Consider the following 15,910-nt stretch of genomic DNA (forward strand, 5'->3'; position numbering starts at 1 on the left):
TCAGCCGATCGGTTGACGGGGGTCGTCCGACCGGTCCCGCAGGCCCGCGGCACGAGGTGGTCACCCTGGGGTCCGCCCCCGGTCGTACGACCAAAAACCGATAGGGGAATGTCAGGGGTGAAGCCTAGGCTCGGTACTGATGCCCACTACACCTGCCGCCACCGAAGCCGCCACCGCCGATCCCCCCGAACGCTCCGCCGTACGCTCCCTGCTGAGACTGTGGCCGTATGTCCGGCCGGTCCGAACACGACTGTTCTCCGCGGCTTTTGTGGCGATCGTGGCGTCCTGTGTGGGGCTTGTCATCCCTCTCGTCCTGAAATGGATGGTGGACGGTCCGGTCGCCGACCGCGACCCGGGCGGGGTGTGGCTCGGCGCGCTGTATCTGCTGCTGCTCGGGCTCGTCGAGGCGGGGCTCTTCGGGCTGCGGCGCTGGCTGGTGGCGCGTCCGCTCGCGAACGTCGAGGCGTCGATGCGGGCGGATCTGTTCCGGCATCTGCAGCGGCTTCCGATCGCCTTCCACGACAAGTGGGCCTCGGGGCAGCTGCTTTCGCGCGGTACGACGGATCTGATGCTGCTGCGGATGTTCCTCGCGTTCCCGCTGACGTTCCTGCTCGTCAACGGGGTGACGATCCTCGTCGGCATGATCATCCTGCTTGCGCAGGAGTGGACGCTCGGGCTCGTGCTGCTCGCCCCGGTGGTGCCGATGGTGATCGTCTGCTCGCTCTTCGAGCGGCGGTACGCGGCGGTGGCGCGGCGGGCGCAGGACCAGGTGGGCGATCTGACCACGGTGGTCGAGGAGAGCGTGCTGGGCGTACGGATCATCAAGGGCTTCGGGCGGCACCGTTCGCAGGCCAGGGCCTTCGCCGATCTGGCGCGCACCCTGCGCGGCACCGAGCTGGGCAAGGCGCGGCTGCTCGCCGCGATCTGGGCCGTGATCGTGCTCCTTCCCGAGCTGACGATCGGGGCGGCTCTGGTGCTCGGCACGGTGCAGGTCGCTGACGGCGGGCTCTCGGCCGGGACGCTGGTGCTGTTCCTGTCGACCGCGCTCGCGCTGCGCTGGCCGGTGGAGTCGATCGGCTTTCTGCTCGCGATGAGCCAGGAGGCGGCGACGGCGACGGAGCGGTACTTCGAGGTGCTCGACGCGGAGCCGGAGTCCTCGGAGGTGGCCGCTTCGACCGGGGCCCCTGGTGCCGGACTCCGCTTCGAGGGCGTCGAGTTCAGGTATCCGGACGCGGCGCCCGATACGGCGCCCGCCCTGGACGGTATCGATCTGCACATCCGCCCCGGCGAGACGATGGCGCTCGTCGGTGCGACCGGCAGCGGCAAGACCACGCTCACCGCGCTCGTACCGCGGCTGCACGAACCGACCGGCGGGCGGATCACCCTGGACGGCGAGGACATCACCGCGATGCCGCGCGAGCGGCTGCGGGAACTGGTGGCCGTCGCCTTCGAGGAGCCGACGCTGTTCTCGGCGAGCGTCGGCGACAACGTCCTGATGGGCGCCGAGCACGCCACGGCCGACGATCTGCGCCGCGCATTGGCCGTCGCCCAGGCGGACTTCGTGCACCGGCTTCCGCACGGCGTGGACACTCAGGTCGGCGAGCAGGGCCTGAGCCTGTCCGGCGGCCAGCGCCAACGTCTCGCGCTGGCGCGGGCGGTGGTCGGCCGGCCCCGCTTCCTCGTCCTGGACGACCCGCTGTCCGCGCTCGATGTGCACACCGAGGCGCTGGTCGAGGCGGCGCTGCGTGAGGTGCTCGCCGAGACGACCGCCCTGGTCGTCGCCCACCGCCCGTCGACCGTGCTGCTCGCGGACCGGGTGGCGCTCCTGTCCGGCGGGCGGATCACCGCGGTGGGCACCCATCAGGAACTGCTGCGGGACAGCGCGGAGTACGCGTGGCTGATGTCGGGGGACGAAGAGGCCCACGACACGGCGTACGACGAGGCCGACGAGGCGGCGTACGACGAGGCCGACGAGGCGGCGTACGCGGCCGGCCTCGACGACCTGACCTACGCGAAGGAGGACCGTTGACCACCACCGTGGACAAGCCGGCCGCTGCCGCCGCACCGGCGGCGGACGACCCCTTCGCGCAGGACGCCCTGCCCGCGCCCGAAGGCGCGACGGGTGCGCTGCTGCGCTCGCTGCTCGCGCCGCTCAGGGGGCGGGTGGCGTTCACGGCCGTCCTGCTGCTGCTCCAGCAGGCGGCGGTGCAGGCGGGCCCGCTGCTCGTGGCCTTCGCCATCGACCGGGGCGTACCGGCACTGCGCCGGGGCGACCACGGCCCGCTGATCGCGATCGCCGCCGCGTACGCCGTGTGCTCGCTCGGCTCGGCGGCGCTGCAGTACGCCTTCATCCGCTCCTCGGCGCGGGTCAACCAGGACGTGCTGCTCGATCTGCGCGGCCGGATCTTCCGCCACGCGCAGGCCCTTTCGGTCGACTTCCACGAGCGCTACACGTCGGGCCGCCTGATCTCCCGCTCGACCACCGATGTGGAGTCCCTGCGCGAACTGCTCAGCGAGGGGTTGCAAGAACTCATCACGGTGATCCTGTCGTTCGTCTACATCGCGGCGATGCTGCTCTGGCTCGACCTGGGGCTCGGCGCTGTGGCGGTGGTGTCGTTCGTACCGCTGTATCTGCTCATCCGGCTCTACCAGCGGCGGGCGGGGCGGATCTTCCGCCGACGGTCGACGACGATCGCGGCGGTGATCGTGAAGTTCGCGGAGACGATGAACGGGATCCGGCCGGTCCGGGCCTTCCGCCGCGAGCAGGCCAACGACAACGAGTTCGCGGTCCTCAACCACCGCCATGAGCGCACCAACGGCGACGCCCTGCTCGAGATGGCGCGCTATGTGATCGGCTCCCGTCTGGTCGCCAACACGGCGGTCGCGGGCATCGTCCTGTGGGGCGCGTACCGGGTGGCGGGCGGCGGGCTCGCGCTCGGTGTCCTGGCGGCGTGCGTGCTGTACCTGCGCCGCCTGTACGACCCGATCGACCGGCTCGGGATGTTCCTCAACTCCTACCAGTCGGCGGCCGCGTCCCTGGAGAAGATCGCCGGCCTGCTCGCCCAGACACCTTCGGTCCCCGAGCCCGCGAAGCCGCGGACGCTGCCGCCCCTCGAGTCCGAACACCCCGGCCGTACGGTCGCGTTCGAGGCGGTGTCCTTCCGCTACCGCACCGGCGGCGAGGTCCTTCCGCGCTTCGACCTCACGCTGCCCGCCGGGCAGACGGTCGCGGTGGTCGGCTCGACGGGCGCCGGCAAGTCCACGCTCGCGAAGCTGCTCGCCCGGTTCTACGACCCCTCGCAGGGGCAGGTCCTGCTCGACGGCGTCGACCTGCGCGAGTTGGCCGTCCCCGAGCTGCGCCGCGGGGTCGTGATGGTCACCCAGGAGGCCTTCCTGTTCTCCGGCACGATCGCCGAGAACATCGCGATCGGCCGCCCCGAGGCCACCCGCGAGGAGATCGAGCGGGCGGCGAAGGCCATCGGCGCGCACGAGTTCATCACGGCGCTGCCCGACGGCTACGACACGGATGTACGCAAGCGAGGCGGCCGGATCTCCGCTGGTCAGCGCCAACTGGTCGCGTTCGCACGGGCGTTGCTCGCGGACCCGGCGGTCCTGATCCTCGACGAGGCGACCAGCTCGCTCGACGTCCCGGGCGAGCGGGCCGTGCAGGAGGCGATGCGGACGGTGCTTCACGGCCGTACGGCGGTCGTGATCGCCCACCGGCTGTCCACCGTCGCGATCGCGGACCGGGTGCTCGTGATGGAATCCGGCCGCGTGGTCGAGGACGGCCCGCCGGCCGAACTCATCGCGGGAACGGGCCGGTTCGCCGATCTGCACCGGGCCTGGCGGGACAGCCTCGTCGGCTGAGCAAACGCTTCCCCCTGGGAACGACGGCGGTACGCGGCTGCGTACCGCCGTCTTCGCGCCCCCGCGCCGCACCTCCCGTACGCCTTCCGTATTCCGAACAGCCGCCTCCGGACAACGAACCGTTTCCGGCCAACCTGTTGAGGCGCTCCTGACAACAAGTCAACGCGCCTGCCACTCTTCACCTCGATCGGCACACGACGCCCCACGCGGCACTCGTGTACCGGTCACGGCACCCCCCACGCACGTCGCTCTCGAGTACCTCGCTCTGCTGTTCTGCCTGTTCTGACCGGCCGGCCACCCCGCCGTCCGGTGGTCCGGCCGTGACCACGGCCCGCAGAAGGAGTCAGTGTTGAGACCCACCTCCCACACCACCCGTCGTCGCGCCTCCGCCGTCGGCGCCCTGCTCTCCGCCGCCGCCCTGCTCGCCGTCGGCCTCCAGGCCGGCACCGCGAGCGCCGACCCCACGGCCGCCCCCGTCGCCGGGCAGGCCGATCCGGGCGCGCTGCCCGCGAAGCTGTCGCCCGCCCAGCGCGCCGAGCTGCTGCGCGAGGCGAACGCGACCAAGGCCGAGACCGCCAAGGACCTCGGGCTCGGCGCCAAGGAGAAGCTGGTCGTCCGTGATGTCGTGCAGGACCGGGACGGCACCACGCACACCCGCTACGAGCGCACCTACGACGGACTGCCCGTCCTGGGCGGCGACTTGGTGGTCGCCGCGACGTCGGGCGAGACCGAAGGCGTCACCAAGGCGTCGAACGCGAAGCTGACCGGCGTGGACACCACCGCCGAGGTCGCCGCGTCCGCCGCCGAGGAGCAGGCGGTGGACGCCGCGCAGGCGGAGGGGTCGAAGAAGACCGCCGCCGAGCGGGCGCCGCGCAAGGTCGTGTGGATGGCGAAGGGCTCCCCCACCCTCGCGTACGAGACCGTGGTCGGCGGGCTGCAGCACGACGGGACGCCGAACGAGCTGCACGTCGTCACGGACGCGGCGAGCGGCGAGAAGCTGTACGAGTGGCAGGCCGTGCAGAACGAAGGCACGGGCAACACCCAGTACGGCGGCCAAGTCCCGCTCGGGACCTCGCAGTCGGGCAGCAGCTTCACCCTCAACGACGCGGCACGCGGCAGCCACAAGACGTACAACCTCAACCGCGGTACGTCCGGCACCGGCACCCTCTTCTCGGGCCCGGACGACGTCTGGGGCGACGGCACCCCGCAGAACCTGGAGACCGCCGGCGCCGACGCGCACTACGGCGCCGCGCTGACCTGGGACTACTACAAGAACGTGCACGGCCGCAGCGGTATACGCGGCGACGGCGTGGCCGCGTACTCGCGGGTGCACTACGGCAACGCCTACGTCAACGCGTTCTGGCAGGACAGCTGCTTCTGCATGACGTACGGCGACGGCACCGCCAACGCCAAGCCGCTCACCTCGATCGACGTGGCCGCGCACGAGATGACGCACGGCGTCACCTCCAACACCGCGGGCCTGGTCTACAGCGGGGAGTCCGGCGGGCTCAACGAGGCGACCAGCGACATCATGGCGGCGGCCGTGGAGTTCAACGCCAACAACGCCACGGACAAGGGCGACTACCTCGTCGGCGAGAAGATCGACATCCGGGGCAACGGGACGCCGCTGCGCTACATGGACAAGCCCAGCAAGGACGGCTCGTCCAAGGACGCCTGGTACTCGGGCATCGGCTCGATCGACGTGCACTACTCCTCGGGTCCGGCCAACCACTTCTTCTACCTCCTGTCCGAGGGCAGCGGCGCGAAGACGGTGAACGGGGTCAGCTACGACTCGCCGACCTCCGACGGGCTTCCGGTCACCGGTATCGGCCGCGAGAAGGCCGCGCTGATCTGGTACAAGGCGCTGACCACCAAGTTCGGCTCGAACACGAACTACGCGGGGGCGCGCACCGGCACGCTCGCGGTCGCGGGTGAGCTGTACGGGACGTCGAGCGCCGAGTACAAGGCGGTGCAGGACGCGTGGGCCGGGGTCAACGTGGGCGCCCGCTCCGGCGGCGGGGGCGGCGGCACCTCGTACGAGAACACGACGGTCGTGGCCATCCCGGACAACGGCGCGGCCGTGACCTCGTCGATCGCCGTGGACAAGACCGGCAACGCGCCGGCCGCCCTCCAGGTCGCCGTGAACATCACGCACACCTGGCGCGGTGACCTCGTGGTGGATCTGGTGGCGCCCGACGGCACGGTCTACAACCTGAAGCCGTTCAGCTCCTCGGATTCGGCGGACAACGTCATCGCGACGTACAGCGTGAACGCCTCGTCCGAAGTCGCCGCCGGTACCTGGAAGTTGCGGGTGCAGGACAAGGCGGCGCAGGACACGGGCAGGGTCAACAGCTGGAAGCTGACGTTCTAGTCGCCGTTGCCGGCTGACGCACGAGTCGCCGTCACCGGCTGACGTTCCGGCCGCTGTCGGTGGCGGCCGGATCCGGGGCCCCGGGCACTCCTCTCACGGAGGCCCGGGGCTTCGTGTGTGCGCCAACTGTCGTACGCCTCACAGTGATCGCCCCGGGCGCATGATGCGCTCGTCGTGCACCATGCAGGGATGACCTCCTCCGAGACCGCGACCGAGACCGCGACCTGGACCGAGACCCCTCTCACGCTCCCCGCCCACGTGACGGGCTATCCGGGCGTCGCCTTCGGCGGTTACGTCGCGGGTCTGCTCGCCGCGCGGACCGGTGCCAAGCAGGTGCGGGTGGACTTCCGGGCCGCGGTGCCCGTGGCGACCGGGATCGTGCTCGCGGACGGGCCGGGCGGCGGGGCGGAGATACGGGACCGTACGGGTGCGGTCCTGGCGGCGGCGGCCCCCGCCGAGCTCACTCTCGAGGCGCCCGAGCCGCCCTCGTGGGCCGAGGCGGAGGAGGGCGCCGCGCGACAGCTCCGCTCGCTGCGCCGCAACCCTCCCCCGATCGCCGACTGCTACGGCTGCGGCCCGGATGTCGCATCCGGCCGGGGCCTCAAGCTGCTGCCGGGACGCGTCGAGGGCCGCCCCGAGGTGCTCGCCGGCGCCTGGGTGCCGGAGCCGGAACTGGCGGGCCCCGACGGCACGCTCCCGCCCGAGATCGTCTGGGCCGCGCTCGACTGCCCCGGCGGCTGGACCGGGATACGGATCGGGCGGATGCCGGAGGGCGGCGTGACGGCACGTCTCACGGGCACGCAACTGCTTCCCGTACGCGCGGGAGAGCGCCATATCTCGTACGCCTGGCTGCTGCACCGCGAAGGCCGCAAGACGACCGTGGGCGTGGCGCTCACGACGGCGGAGGGTGAACTGTGCGCGCTGGGCGAGGCGTTGTGGATCACGCCGAAGGAGCCGGTGACCGGCTGAGGGTGCACACGGCACCCATGTGCACCGGGTAGCGGACGCGGCGCGTCGGGCAACGGACGAAATCCGGCCAACCAGCGGCCAGGCGTACTGGCATGGACCCGTCACCGCTGTCACGCTGCCAATCGCGCGCAGCAGCCAAGCACCCGCAGCGTCGCACTTCCCCGAAGCCCGGGCGGTCCCCCATGCCGCCCGGGCTTCATCGAACGGTCACCGGCGAACGCCGCCGCCCGGACTCAGCGCATCAGCACCCCCGCCACCTCCCCGGTCAACTCCGAGGGCAGGGCCACCAGTCCGAGTTCGCGGGCCGAGGTGAGGAGGCGGTGGGAGGGCAGGATGCGGACCGTGTAGCCGAAGGGGCCGGTGCGGTCGAGGGCGAGCGGGCCCTCGTAGATCCAGCGGCCCTCCAGATCGGGGCCGCCCGCCGGCTTCAGCGGGGTCGCGACCGCATCCGTCAGGGTGTCGTCCGAGTCGACGCGGCCCGTGACGGACTGGACCTCGACGTCGTCCGGCTGGAGCTCGCCGAGCTGCACGCGCACGCGCAGGGCGACGGTCGCGCCGAGTTCCGCCGTCGAACCGACCGTCGCGGCCTCCACATGATCGACCGCGACATGGGGCCAGGCCGAACGGATCCGGCCTTTCCACACGGCGAGTTCGCGCGCGGCCGCGAAGTCCAGACCCCGCTGGGACTGGGCCGCGGGCGCGTACAGCTTGGCCACGTAGTCGCGCACCATGCGCCCGGCGAGGACGCGCGGGCCGAGCGAGGTGAGCGTACGGCGGACCATCTCGATCCAGCGGTCGGGCAGGCCCTCGGGCCCGCGCTCGTAGAAGCGGGGCGCGATCCGCTGCTCCAACAGGTCGTACAGCGCCCCCGCTTCGAGCGCGTCCCGCCGGTCGTCGTCGGTGGCGGCGCCGTCCGCGGTCGGGATGGCCCAGCCGAAGTCCGGCTCGTACCATTCGTCCCACCAGCCGTCCAGGACGGACAGGTTGAGGCAGCCGTTGAGCGCCGCCTTCATGCCGCTCGTGCCGCAGGCCTCCAGCGGGCGCAGGGGGTTGTTCAGCCAGACGTCGCAGCCCGGGTAGAGCTTCTGCGCCATCGCCATGCCGTAGTCGGGCAGGAAGACGATCCGGTGGCGCACACGCGGGTCGTCGGCGAACCTGACCAGCTCCTGGATCAGCCGCTTGCCGCCGTCGTCCGCCGGATGAGCCTTGCCCGCGACGACGATCTGGATCGGCCGCTCGGGGTGCGTGAGCAGGTCCATCAGACGGTCGCGGTCACGGAGCATCAGCGTCAGGCGCTTGTACGAGGGGACGCGGCGCGCGAAGCCGATGGTGAGGACGTCGGGGTCCAACACCTGGTCGATCCAGCCGAGTTCGGCGGTCCCCGCGCCCCGCTGACGCCAGGAAGCCCGCAGCCGGGCGCGGACCTCGTCCACCAGATGCGCGCGCAGCACCCGCCGCAGCTCCCAGATCTTGTCGTCCGGGATATCGGCCACCGCGTCCCAGCGCTCCGAGCCGCCCACGGTGAACGCGTCCTCGGTGCGCTGCGCCCCGATCTGCTGCGCACCGAGCCGGAACACCTCGGGCGCCACCCAGGTAGGCGCGTGCACGCCGTTGGTCACCGAGGTGATCGGCACCTCCTCGGGGTCGAACCCCGGCCAGAGCCCCGAGAACATCTCCCGGCTCACCTTGCCGTGCAGCGTGGAGACCCCGTTGGCGCGGGCCGCGAGCCGCAGGCCCATGACCGCCATGTTGAACAGGTTGGGCTCCCCGCCCGGGTACGTCTCCATGCCGAGGCTGAGGATCTGCTGCACATCGATGCCGGGCAGCTCGGCCTGCGGGCCGAAGTGCTGGGCGACCAGCTCCCGGTCGAAGCGGTCGATGCCGGCCGGCACGGGGGTGTGGGTGGTGAACACGGTGCCGGCGCGTACGGCTTCGAGCGCCGCGTCGAAGTCGAGGCCCTGCTCGGCCAGTTCGGCGATCCGCTCCAGACCGAGGAAGCCCGCGTGCCCCTCGTTGGTGTGGAACACCTCGGGCTCGGCATGACCGGTCAGGCGGCAGTACGTGCGCACGGCCCGCACCCCGCCGATCCCGAGCAGCATCTCCTGGAGCAGCCGGTGCTCGCTGCCGCCGCCGTAGAGCCGGTCGGTGACATCGCGCTCGCCGAGATCGTTCTCCTCGACGTCGGAGTCGAGGAGCAGCAGCGGTACGCGGCCGACCTGGGCCTGCCACACATGGGCCCGCAGCTGCCGTCCGTGCGGCAGGGCGAGCGCCACCTGGCTCGGTGTGCCGTCGGGCTCCTTGAGCAGGGTGAGCGGCAGCTCGTTGGGGTCGAGCACGGGGTAGTGCTCCTGCTGCCAGCCGTCGCGCGACAGGGACTGCCTGAAGTAGCCGTGCCGGTACAGGAGCCCGACGCCGATCAGCGGGACACCCAGATCGCTCGCGGCCTTGAGGTGATCGCCGGCGAGGATGCCGAGGCCGCCCGAGTACTGCGGCAGCGCGGCCGTGATCCCGAACTCCGGTGAGAAGTAGGCGATCCCGGCCGGCAGCCCCGCCTCGGACTGCCCCTGGTACCAGCGCTCCCCGCCCACGTATTCCCGCAGGTCGTCGGCGGCGAGCCGCAGCCGCTCCAGAAAGCCCTCGTCGGCGGCGAGCTCGTCGAGCCGCGACGGGGGCACCGTGCCGAGCAGCTGCACCGGGTCCCCGTCCCACCGCCCGGGGTCGACGGACTCGAAGAGTTCTCTGGTGCCCGCGTGCCAGGACCAGCGCAGATTGCGGGCGAGTTCGGTGAGCGGACGGAGCGGCTCGGGCAGTACGGGACGCACGGTGAATCGACGAATAGCCTTCACGGTTCCACCTTCGCAGGGGCATGCGTGCTTCAGGGGACCTACGCCCTCGTACGTCCCCGCCGTCCCTCACGACGGTAGTGGCGGCGCGGCTTGTGAGCTACGGCGCGCGGGGCGCGACGGGTGCAGCACGGGCCGCGTTCCGAACATGTCCGGAATACAACGCGACCCATCCACATTGTTTACAGGAACCATCGGGCAGGCCGGCGCCACCGAACCTTTTGCTCCAGGTCAACAACCCGTAAAGCAACGGCAGTTGCGACGGCCCGGTCCGCCATCCGGCGCGGCAGGCCGTCTTGCGTTCACGCCACAAGTCGACTTGTGTGCGCAACGGGGTACTCGCTTGCCCGTACGCCCCCGGTCGAACTGTCTGCACTCATACGCGCCAGTAGTTAACAAAGCCCCGGATTGCCCACCCCGTACGCGTGGAAGGCTCCCCCGGTACCAGCCCGTACCGGCTTCTCGCAGCACCTCCGCCACCCGACCACCCCACCCCCAGGTGATGTCGTGAACTCAAGCGTGAGCATGCCCACCGGAACACCCGGAACGTCCGGCCCACCCGGCCCACCGGGGACCATCGGACGCATCCCCGTCCTGGACGTCCAGCCCCTGGTCGACTGCGGTCGGCGCCCCGCCAAATCCGTGGCCGGCGAGACCTTCCAGGTCAGCGCCACCGTCTTCCGCGAGGGCCATGACGCCGTGGCCGCCAATGTGGTCCTCGTCGACCCGGACGGCCGGGAAGGCCCCTGGACCCCGATGCGCGAACTGGCCCCCGGCACCGACCGCTGGGGCGCCGAGGTCACCGCGGACCGCGAGGGCGTCTGGACGTACCGCGTGGAGGCCTGGGGCGATCCGGTCTCGACCTGGCGGCACCACGCGGGCATCAAGATCCCGGCCGGGCTCGACACCGAACTCGTCCTGGAGGAAGGCGCGTTGCTCCATGAGCGCGCGGCCGGGAACATACCCAAGCCCCTCAAGGACACCGTCCTCGAGGCGGCCGACGCCCTGCGCGACACCCGGCGCCCGCCGAGCGCCCGGCTCGCGGCGGCGCTGACCCCGCAGGTCAGCGAGGCGCTCGCCGGCCGGCCGCTGCGGGAGTTCGTCAGCGCGTCCGCCGACCTGCCCCTCCTCGTGGAGCGCCCGCGGGCCCTCTTCGGCTCGTGGTACGAGTTCTTCCCGCGCTCCGAGGGCGTCCGCGAGAACCCCGACGGCACCTACACCGGCGGCACCTTCGCGACCGCCGCCGAGCGGCTGCCCGCGGTGGCCGCGATGGGTTTCGACGTGGTGTATCTGCCGCCGATCCACCCCATCGGGACCACCTTCCGCAAGGGCCGCAACAACACCCTCTCGCCCGAGCCGGACGACGTGGGCGTCCCGTGGGCGATCGGCTCGCCCGACGGCGGCCATGACGCGATCCACCCGGACCTCGGCACGATCGACGACTTCGACGCGTTCGTACGCGAGGCGGCCCGCCACAAGCTGGAGATCGCCCTCGACTTCGCGCTCCAGTGCTCCCCCGACCACCCCTGGGTGGACAAGCACCCGGACTGGTTCCACCACCGGTCGGACGGCACGATCGCGTACGCCGAGAATCCGCCGAAGAAGTACCAGGACATCTATCCGATCGCCTTCGACAAGGACATGCCCGGTCTCGTCAAGGAGACCCTGCGCGTCCTGCGGCACTGGATGGACCACGGGGTACGGATCTTCCGCGTCGACAACCCGCATACGAAACCGGTGGTGTTCTGGGAGCAGGTGCTCGGCGAGATCCGCCGCACCGACCCCGATGTGATCTTCCTGGCCGAGGCGTTCACGCGGCCCGCGATGATGCGCACCCTGGCCGCGATCGGCTTCCAGCAGTCGTACACCTACTTCACCTGGCGTAATGAGAAGCGCGAACTCGCCGAGTACGCCCAGGAATTGGCACGCGAGACGGCGCACTACATGCGCCCGAACTTCTTCGTGAACACGCCGGACATCCTGCACGCGTATCTGCAGGACGGCGGCCGTCCGGCCTTCGAGGCACGGGCCGTGCTCGCCGCCACCCTGTCCCCCACCTGGGGCGTCTACAGCGGCTACGAGCTGTGCGAAAACGTTCCGGTGCGGCCCGGCAGCGAGGAGTATCTGCACTCCGAGAAGTACCAGCTCAAACCGCGCGACTGGGCGGCGGCCGAGCGCGAGGGACGGACCATCGCACCCCTCATCACCCGCCTCAACAGCATCCGCCGCACCAGCCCGGCCCTGCGCCAGCTGCGGCGGATCCACCTCCACGACGTGGACAACGACCAGATCCTCGCGTACTCGAAAACCCATGGCCCGAACACGGTTGTGGTGGTCGTGAACCTGGACCCGCACCACACCCAGGAGGCCACCGTCTCGTTGGACATGCCGCAACTGGGCTTCGACTGGCACGAGTTCACCGCGGTACGCGATGAACTCACCGGCGAGGTCTACCACTGGGGCAGGGCCAACTACGTGCGTCTGGAGCCGGGCCGATCGCCCGCTCACATCCTCACCGTCCTGCGACCGTCCTCGCCGTGAATCGGAGGGTCACCCACATATGATCGTCAATGAGCCCGTCCCGGATACCTTCGAGGACACCCCTGCGAGGGACCGGGACCCCGACTGGTTCAAGCGCGCCGTCTTCTACGAGGTACTCGTCCGGTCCTTCCAGGACAGCAACGGCGACGGCATCGGCGACCTCAAGGGCATCACCGCCAAGCTGGACTATCTCCAGTGGCTCGGTGTGGACTGCCTGTGGCTGCCGCCGTTCTTCGCCTCGCCGCTGCGCGACGGCGGCTACGACGTCTCCGACTACACCGCCGTCCTGCCGGACTTCGGGGACCTCGCGGACTTCGTCGAATTCGTGGACGCCGCCCATCAGCGCGGCATGCGCGTGATCATCGACTTCGTCATGAACCACACGAGCGACCAGCATCCGTGGTTCCAGGAGTCGCGCTCCAACCCCGATGGGCCGTACGGCGATTACTACGTCTGGGCGGACGACGACAAGCAGTACCAGGACGCACGGATCATCTTCGTCGACACCGAGACGTCCAACTGGACCTTCGACCCGGTCCGCAAGCAGTACTTCTGGCACCGCTTCTTCTCCCACCAGCCGGACCTCAACTTCGAGAACCCGGCGGTCCAGGAGGAGATCGTCTCCGCGCTGAGGTTCTGGCTGGACCTCGGCATCGACGGCTTCCGGCTCGACGCGGTGCCCTACCTGTTCGCGGAGGAGGGCACCAACTGCGAGAACCTGCCGCGTACGCACGAGCTGCTCAAGCGGGTCCGCAAGGAGATCGACGCGCACTACCCGGACACCGTGCTGCTCGCCGAGGCGAACCAGTGGCCCGAGGACGTCGTCGACTACTTCGGCTCGTTCGAGGAGGGCGGCGACGAATGCCATATGGCCTTCCACTTCCCGGTGATGCCGCGGATCTTCATGGCCGTACGGCGTGAGTCGCGCTATCCGGTCTCGGAGATCCTCGCCAAGACCCCGGCGATCCCGGCCGGCTGCCAGTGGGGCATCTTCCTGCGCAACCACGACGAGCTCACGCTCGAAATGGTCACGGACGAAGAGCGCGACTACATGTACGCGGAGTACGCCAAGGACCCGCGGATGCGCGCCAACATCGGCATCCGCCGGCGGCTCGCGCCCCTCCTGGACAACGACCGCAACCAGATCGAGCTGTTCACCGCCCTGCTCCTGTCGCTGCCGGGGTCGCCGATCCTGTACTACGGCGACGAGATCGGGATGGGCGACAACATCTGGCTCGGTGACCGGGACGCGGTACGTACGCCGATGCAGTGGACGCCGGACCGCAACGCCGGCTTCTCGTCCTGTGATCCGGGGCGGCTCTCGCTGCCGACGATCATGGATCCGGTCTACGGCTACCAGGTGACGAACGTCGAGGCCGCGATGTCCTCGCCGTCCTCGCTGCTGCACTGGACCCGTCGGATGATCGAGATCCGCAAGCAGAACCCGGCGTTCGGCCTGGGCTCGTACACCGAACTGCCCTCGTCCAACCCGGCCGTCCTGGCCTTCCTGCGCGAGCACGGCGACGATCTGGTCCTGTGCGTGCACAACTTCTCGCGCTTCCCGCAGCCCACCGAGCTCGACCTGCAGGCCTTCAACGGCCGGCATCCCGTGGAGCTGATCGGCGGGGTGCGTTTCCCTGCGATCGGTGAGCTGCCGTATCTGCTCACCCTTGCCGGGCACGGGTTCTACTGGTTCCGGCTGCGGACCGATCCCGCGTAGTTTGGGTGTCCGGGGCGGGTTTGGCATCGCCCGTCCCGGTCACCGGGAAAAGGTGACCTCCCGGTCCGCGAGACCGTCTCCAGGCACAGCTCCCCCACCCGTACGGGGAAAGGAAGCACGCCATGTCGGAAGCCGTCATCCGCCCGGCCGCCGGGTACGAGAGCACCCGGCCCGATCTGCTCGCCTCGCTCGATCCCCTGCTGCGCGCCTGGCTGCCGCGGCAGCGCTGGTTCGCGGGCAAGGGGCGGCCGGTCACGGGGTTCTCGCTGGTGGCGTCGACCGAACTGCTGCCGTCCGGGCTGCTGCATCTGCTCGTACGGGCGCAGCAGCCGACCGTGCCCGCGCAGGGAGAGGCCGCCCCGGGGCCCGGCGACTGCTATCAGCTGCTCCTCGGGTTCCGCCGCACGCTGCCACCCCATCTCGCCCCGGCCCTGATCGGCCACCCCGAGCACGGGCCGCTCGCCGGGTACGCGGTGTACGAGGGGCTGCACGACCCGCGGGTCGCCACACTGCTGCTCGAACGGTTACGGACGCCCGGCCGCAGCGGCGTGCTGCGCTTCGAGCTCGCGCCGGGCGCCGACATACCGGGCGGCCTTGCACCGCGGACGCTGGGCGCCGAGCAGTCCAACTCCTCGCTGGTGTACGGCGAAAGGTTCATCCTGAAGCTCCTGCGCCGGGTCGTCCCCGGCGTCAACCCCGACCTGGAACTCCCCCTGCTGCTCGCCCGCGAAGGCTGCTCCCGGGTACCGGCGCCGGCCGCCTGGTGCACCGCGGAGCTCGACGGCACGGAGCCGTTGACGCTCGGGGTGCTCCAGCCGTTTCTCGCCGGGGCCGAGGACGGCTGGGAGCTGGCGCTGCGGACCCTGGCCAAGGGCGACGACTTCCGCGCTCAGGCGCATGCGCTCGGCCGGGCCACCGCGGAGGTGCACGCGGCGCTCGCGAGCGCCGCACCGACGGTCTCGCTCGGACCTCCGCAGCGGGAGCAGATCGCGGACGCGATGCTGGAACGGCTGCGGGCCACGGCCCAGGACGTGCCGATGCTGCGGCCCTACGTCTCCTCTCTCGGGGCCGCATTCGAGGAGCTGCGGGAACTCCCGGACACCGACGACCTGTTCGCCCAGCGGGTGCACGGCGATCTGCACCTCGGCCAGTGTCTGCGGACGGCCGACGGCTCCTGGAACCTGATCGACTTCGAGGGCGAACCGGCCCGGCCGCTGGCCGAGCGGCGCAAGCCCCAGCCCGCGGTGCGGGACGTGGCGGGCATGCTGCGGTCCTTCGACTACGCGGCGCGCTCCCACCAACCCTGGGCACCCCGATGGGCCGAGGACTGCCGGGCGGCCTATTGCGCCGGGTACGCGGCCGGCGGGGGCGGCGATCCGTACGCGTATCCCGCCCTTCTGCGCGCCTTCGAGACCGACAAGGCCGTGTACGAGCTCCTGTACGAAGCCCGTCACCGGCCGGACTGGCTGCCGGTCCCGATGGCGGCGATCCGGCGGCTCGCAGATGCGTCCGGCGGCCCGCCCCACCACTGAACGCCCCCCGTACGACACGTCCGTAAGCCCCCCGAGGAGGCCTCACCCGTGAGTACGCGCCCACCCG

The 15,910-nt window shown here is 70.9% G+C and carries 8 protein-coding genes; 7 read left to right on the top strand and 1 reads right to left on the bottom strand.

Going from position 1 to position 15,910, the window contains the following annotated elements:
- Positions 1–139 precede the first annotated feature (139 nt).
- The 4 genes from G6045_RS13705 to G6045_RS13720 all read left to right on the top strand — a co-directional run bounded on the left by G6045_RS13705 (position 140) and on the right by G6045_RS13720 (position 7,207).
- Positions 140–2,029, top strand: coding sequence for an ABC transporter ATP-binding protein (locus G6045_RS13705; RefSeq protein ID WP_165332206.1), 1,890 nt, complete (start codon positions 140–142; stop codon positions 2,027–2,029).
- Positions 2,026–3,867 carry an ABC transporter ATP-binding protein gene (locus G6045_RS13710; protein ID WP_165332207.1) on the top strand — a complete coding sequence of 614 codons (1,842 nt, stop codon included), beginning with the start codon at positions 2,026–2,028 and terminating at the stop codon, positions 3,865–3,867. The genes G6045_RS13705 and G6045_RS13710 overlap by 4 nt, the downstream gene beginning before the upstream one ends.
- Before the next feature lie 349 nt (positions 3,868–4,216).
- Positions 4,217–6,238: a M4 family metallopeptidase gene (locus tag G6045_RS13715; protein WP_165332208.1), complete on the top strand. Its 2,022-nt coding sequence runs from the start codon at positions 4,217–4,219 to the stop codon at positions 6,236–6,238.
- 189 nt (positions 6,239–6,427) lie between these two features.
- Complete coding sequence (locus G6045_RS13720) at positions 6,428–7,207, top strand: PaaI family thioesterase (protein WP_165332209.1); 780 nt, start codon at positions 6,428–6,430, stop codon at positions 7,205–7,207.
- Positions 7,208–7,440: 233 nt separating this feature from the next.
- Here G6045_RS13720 and glgP read toward each other — a convergent pair whose 3' ends face one another.
- Entirely contained in the window at positions 7,441–10,053 is a 2,613-nt protein-coding gene (gene glgP / locus G6045_RS13725; protein ID WP_165332210.1) for an alpha-glucan family phosphorylase, read from the bottom strand.
- Between the two features lie 522 nt (positions 10,054–10,575).
- Here glgP and G6045_RS13730 point away from each other — a divergent pair.
- The 3 genes from G6045_RS13730 to G6045_RS13740 all read left to right on the top strand — a co-directional run bounded on the left by G6045_RS13730 (position 10,576) and on the right by G6045_RS13740 (position 15,843).
- A complete protein-coding gene (locus G6045_RS13730) occupies positions 10,576–12,591 on the top strand; it encodes an alpha-1,4-glucan--maltose-1-phosphate maltosyltransferase (protein WP_165332215.1) in 2,016 nt (671 codons plus the stop codon).
- Between the two features lie 19 nt (positions 12,592–12,610).
- The gene (treS, locus tag G6045_RS13735) at positions 12,611–14,311 is read left to right on the top strand and encodes a maltose alpha-D-glucosyltransferase (RefSeq protein ID WP_165332211.1); all 1,701 of its coding nucleotides are present in this window, start codon (positions 12,611–12,613) and stop codon (positions 14,309–14,311) included.
- 122 nt (positions 14,312–14,433) lie between these two features.
- Entirely contained in the window at positions 14,434–15,843 is a 1,410-nt protein-coding gene (locus tag G6045_RS13740) for a maltokinase N-terminal cap-like domain-containing protein (RefSeq protein WP_165332212.1), read from the top strand.
- The last annotated feature ends 67 nt before the right edge of the window (positions 15,844–15,910 follow it).

This window comes from Streptomyces mesophilus (assembly GCF_011044995.1).
Taxonomy (GTDB): domain Bacteria; phylum Actinomycetota; class Actinomycetes; order Streptomycetales; family Streptomycetaceae; genus Streptomyces; species Streptomyces mesophilus.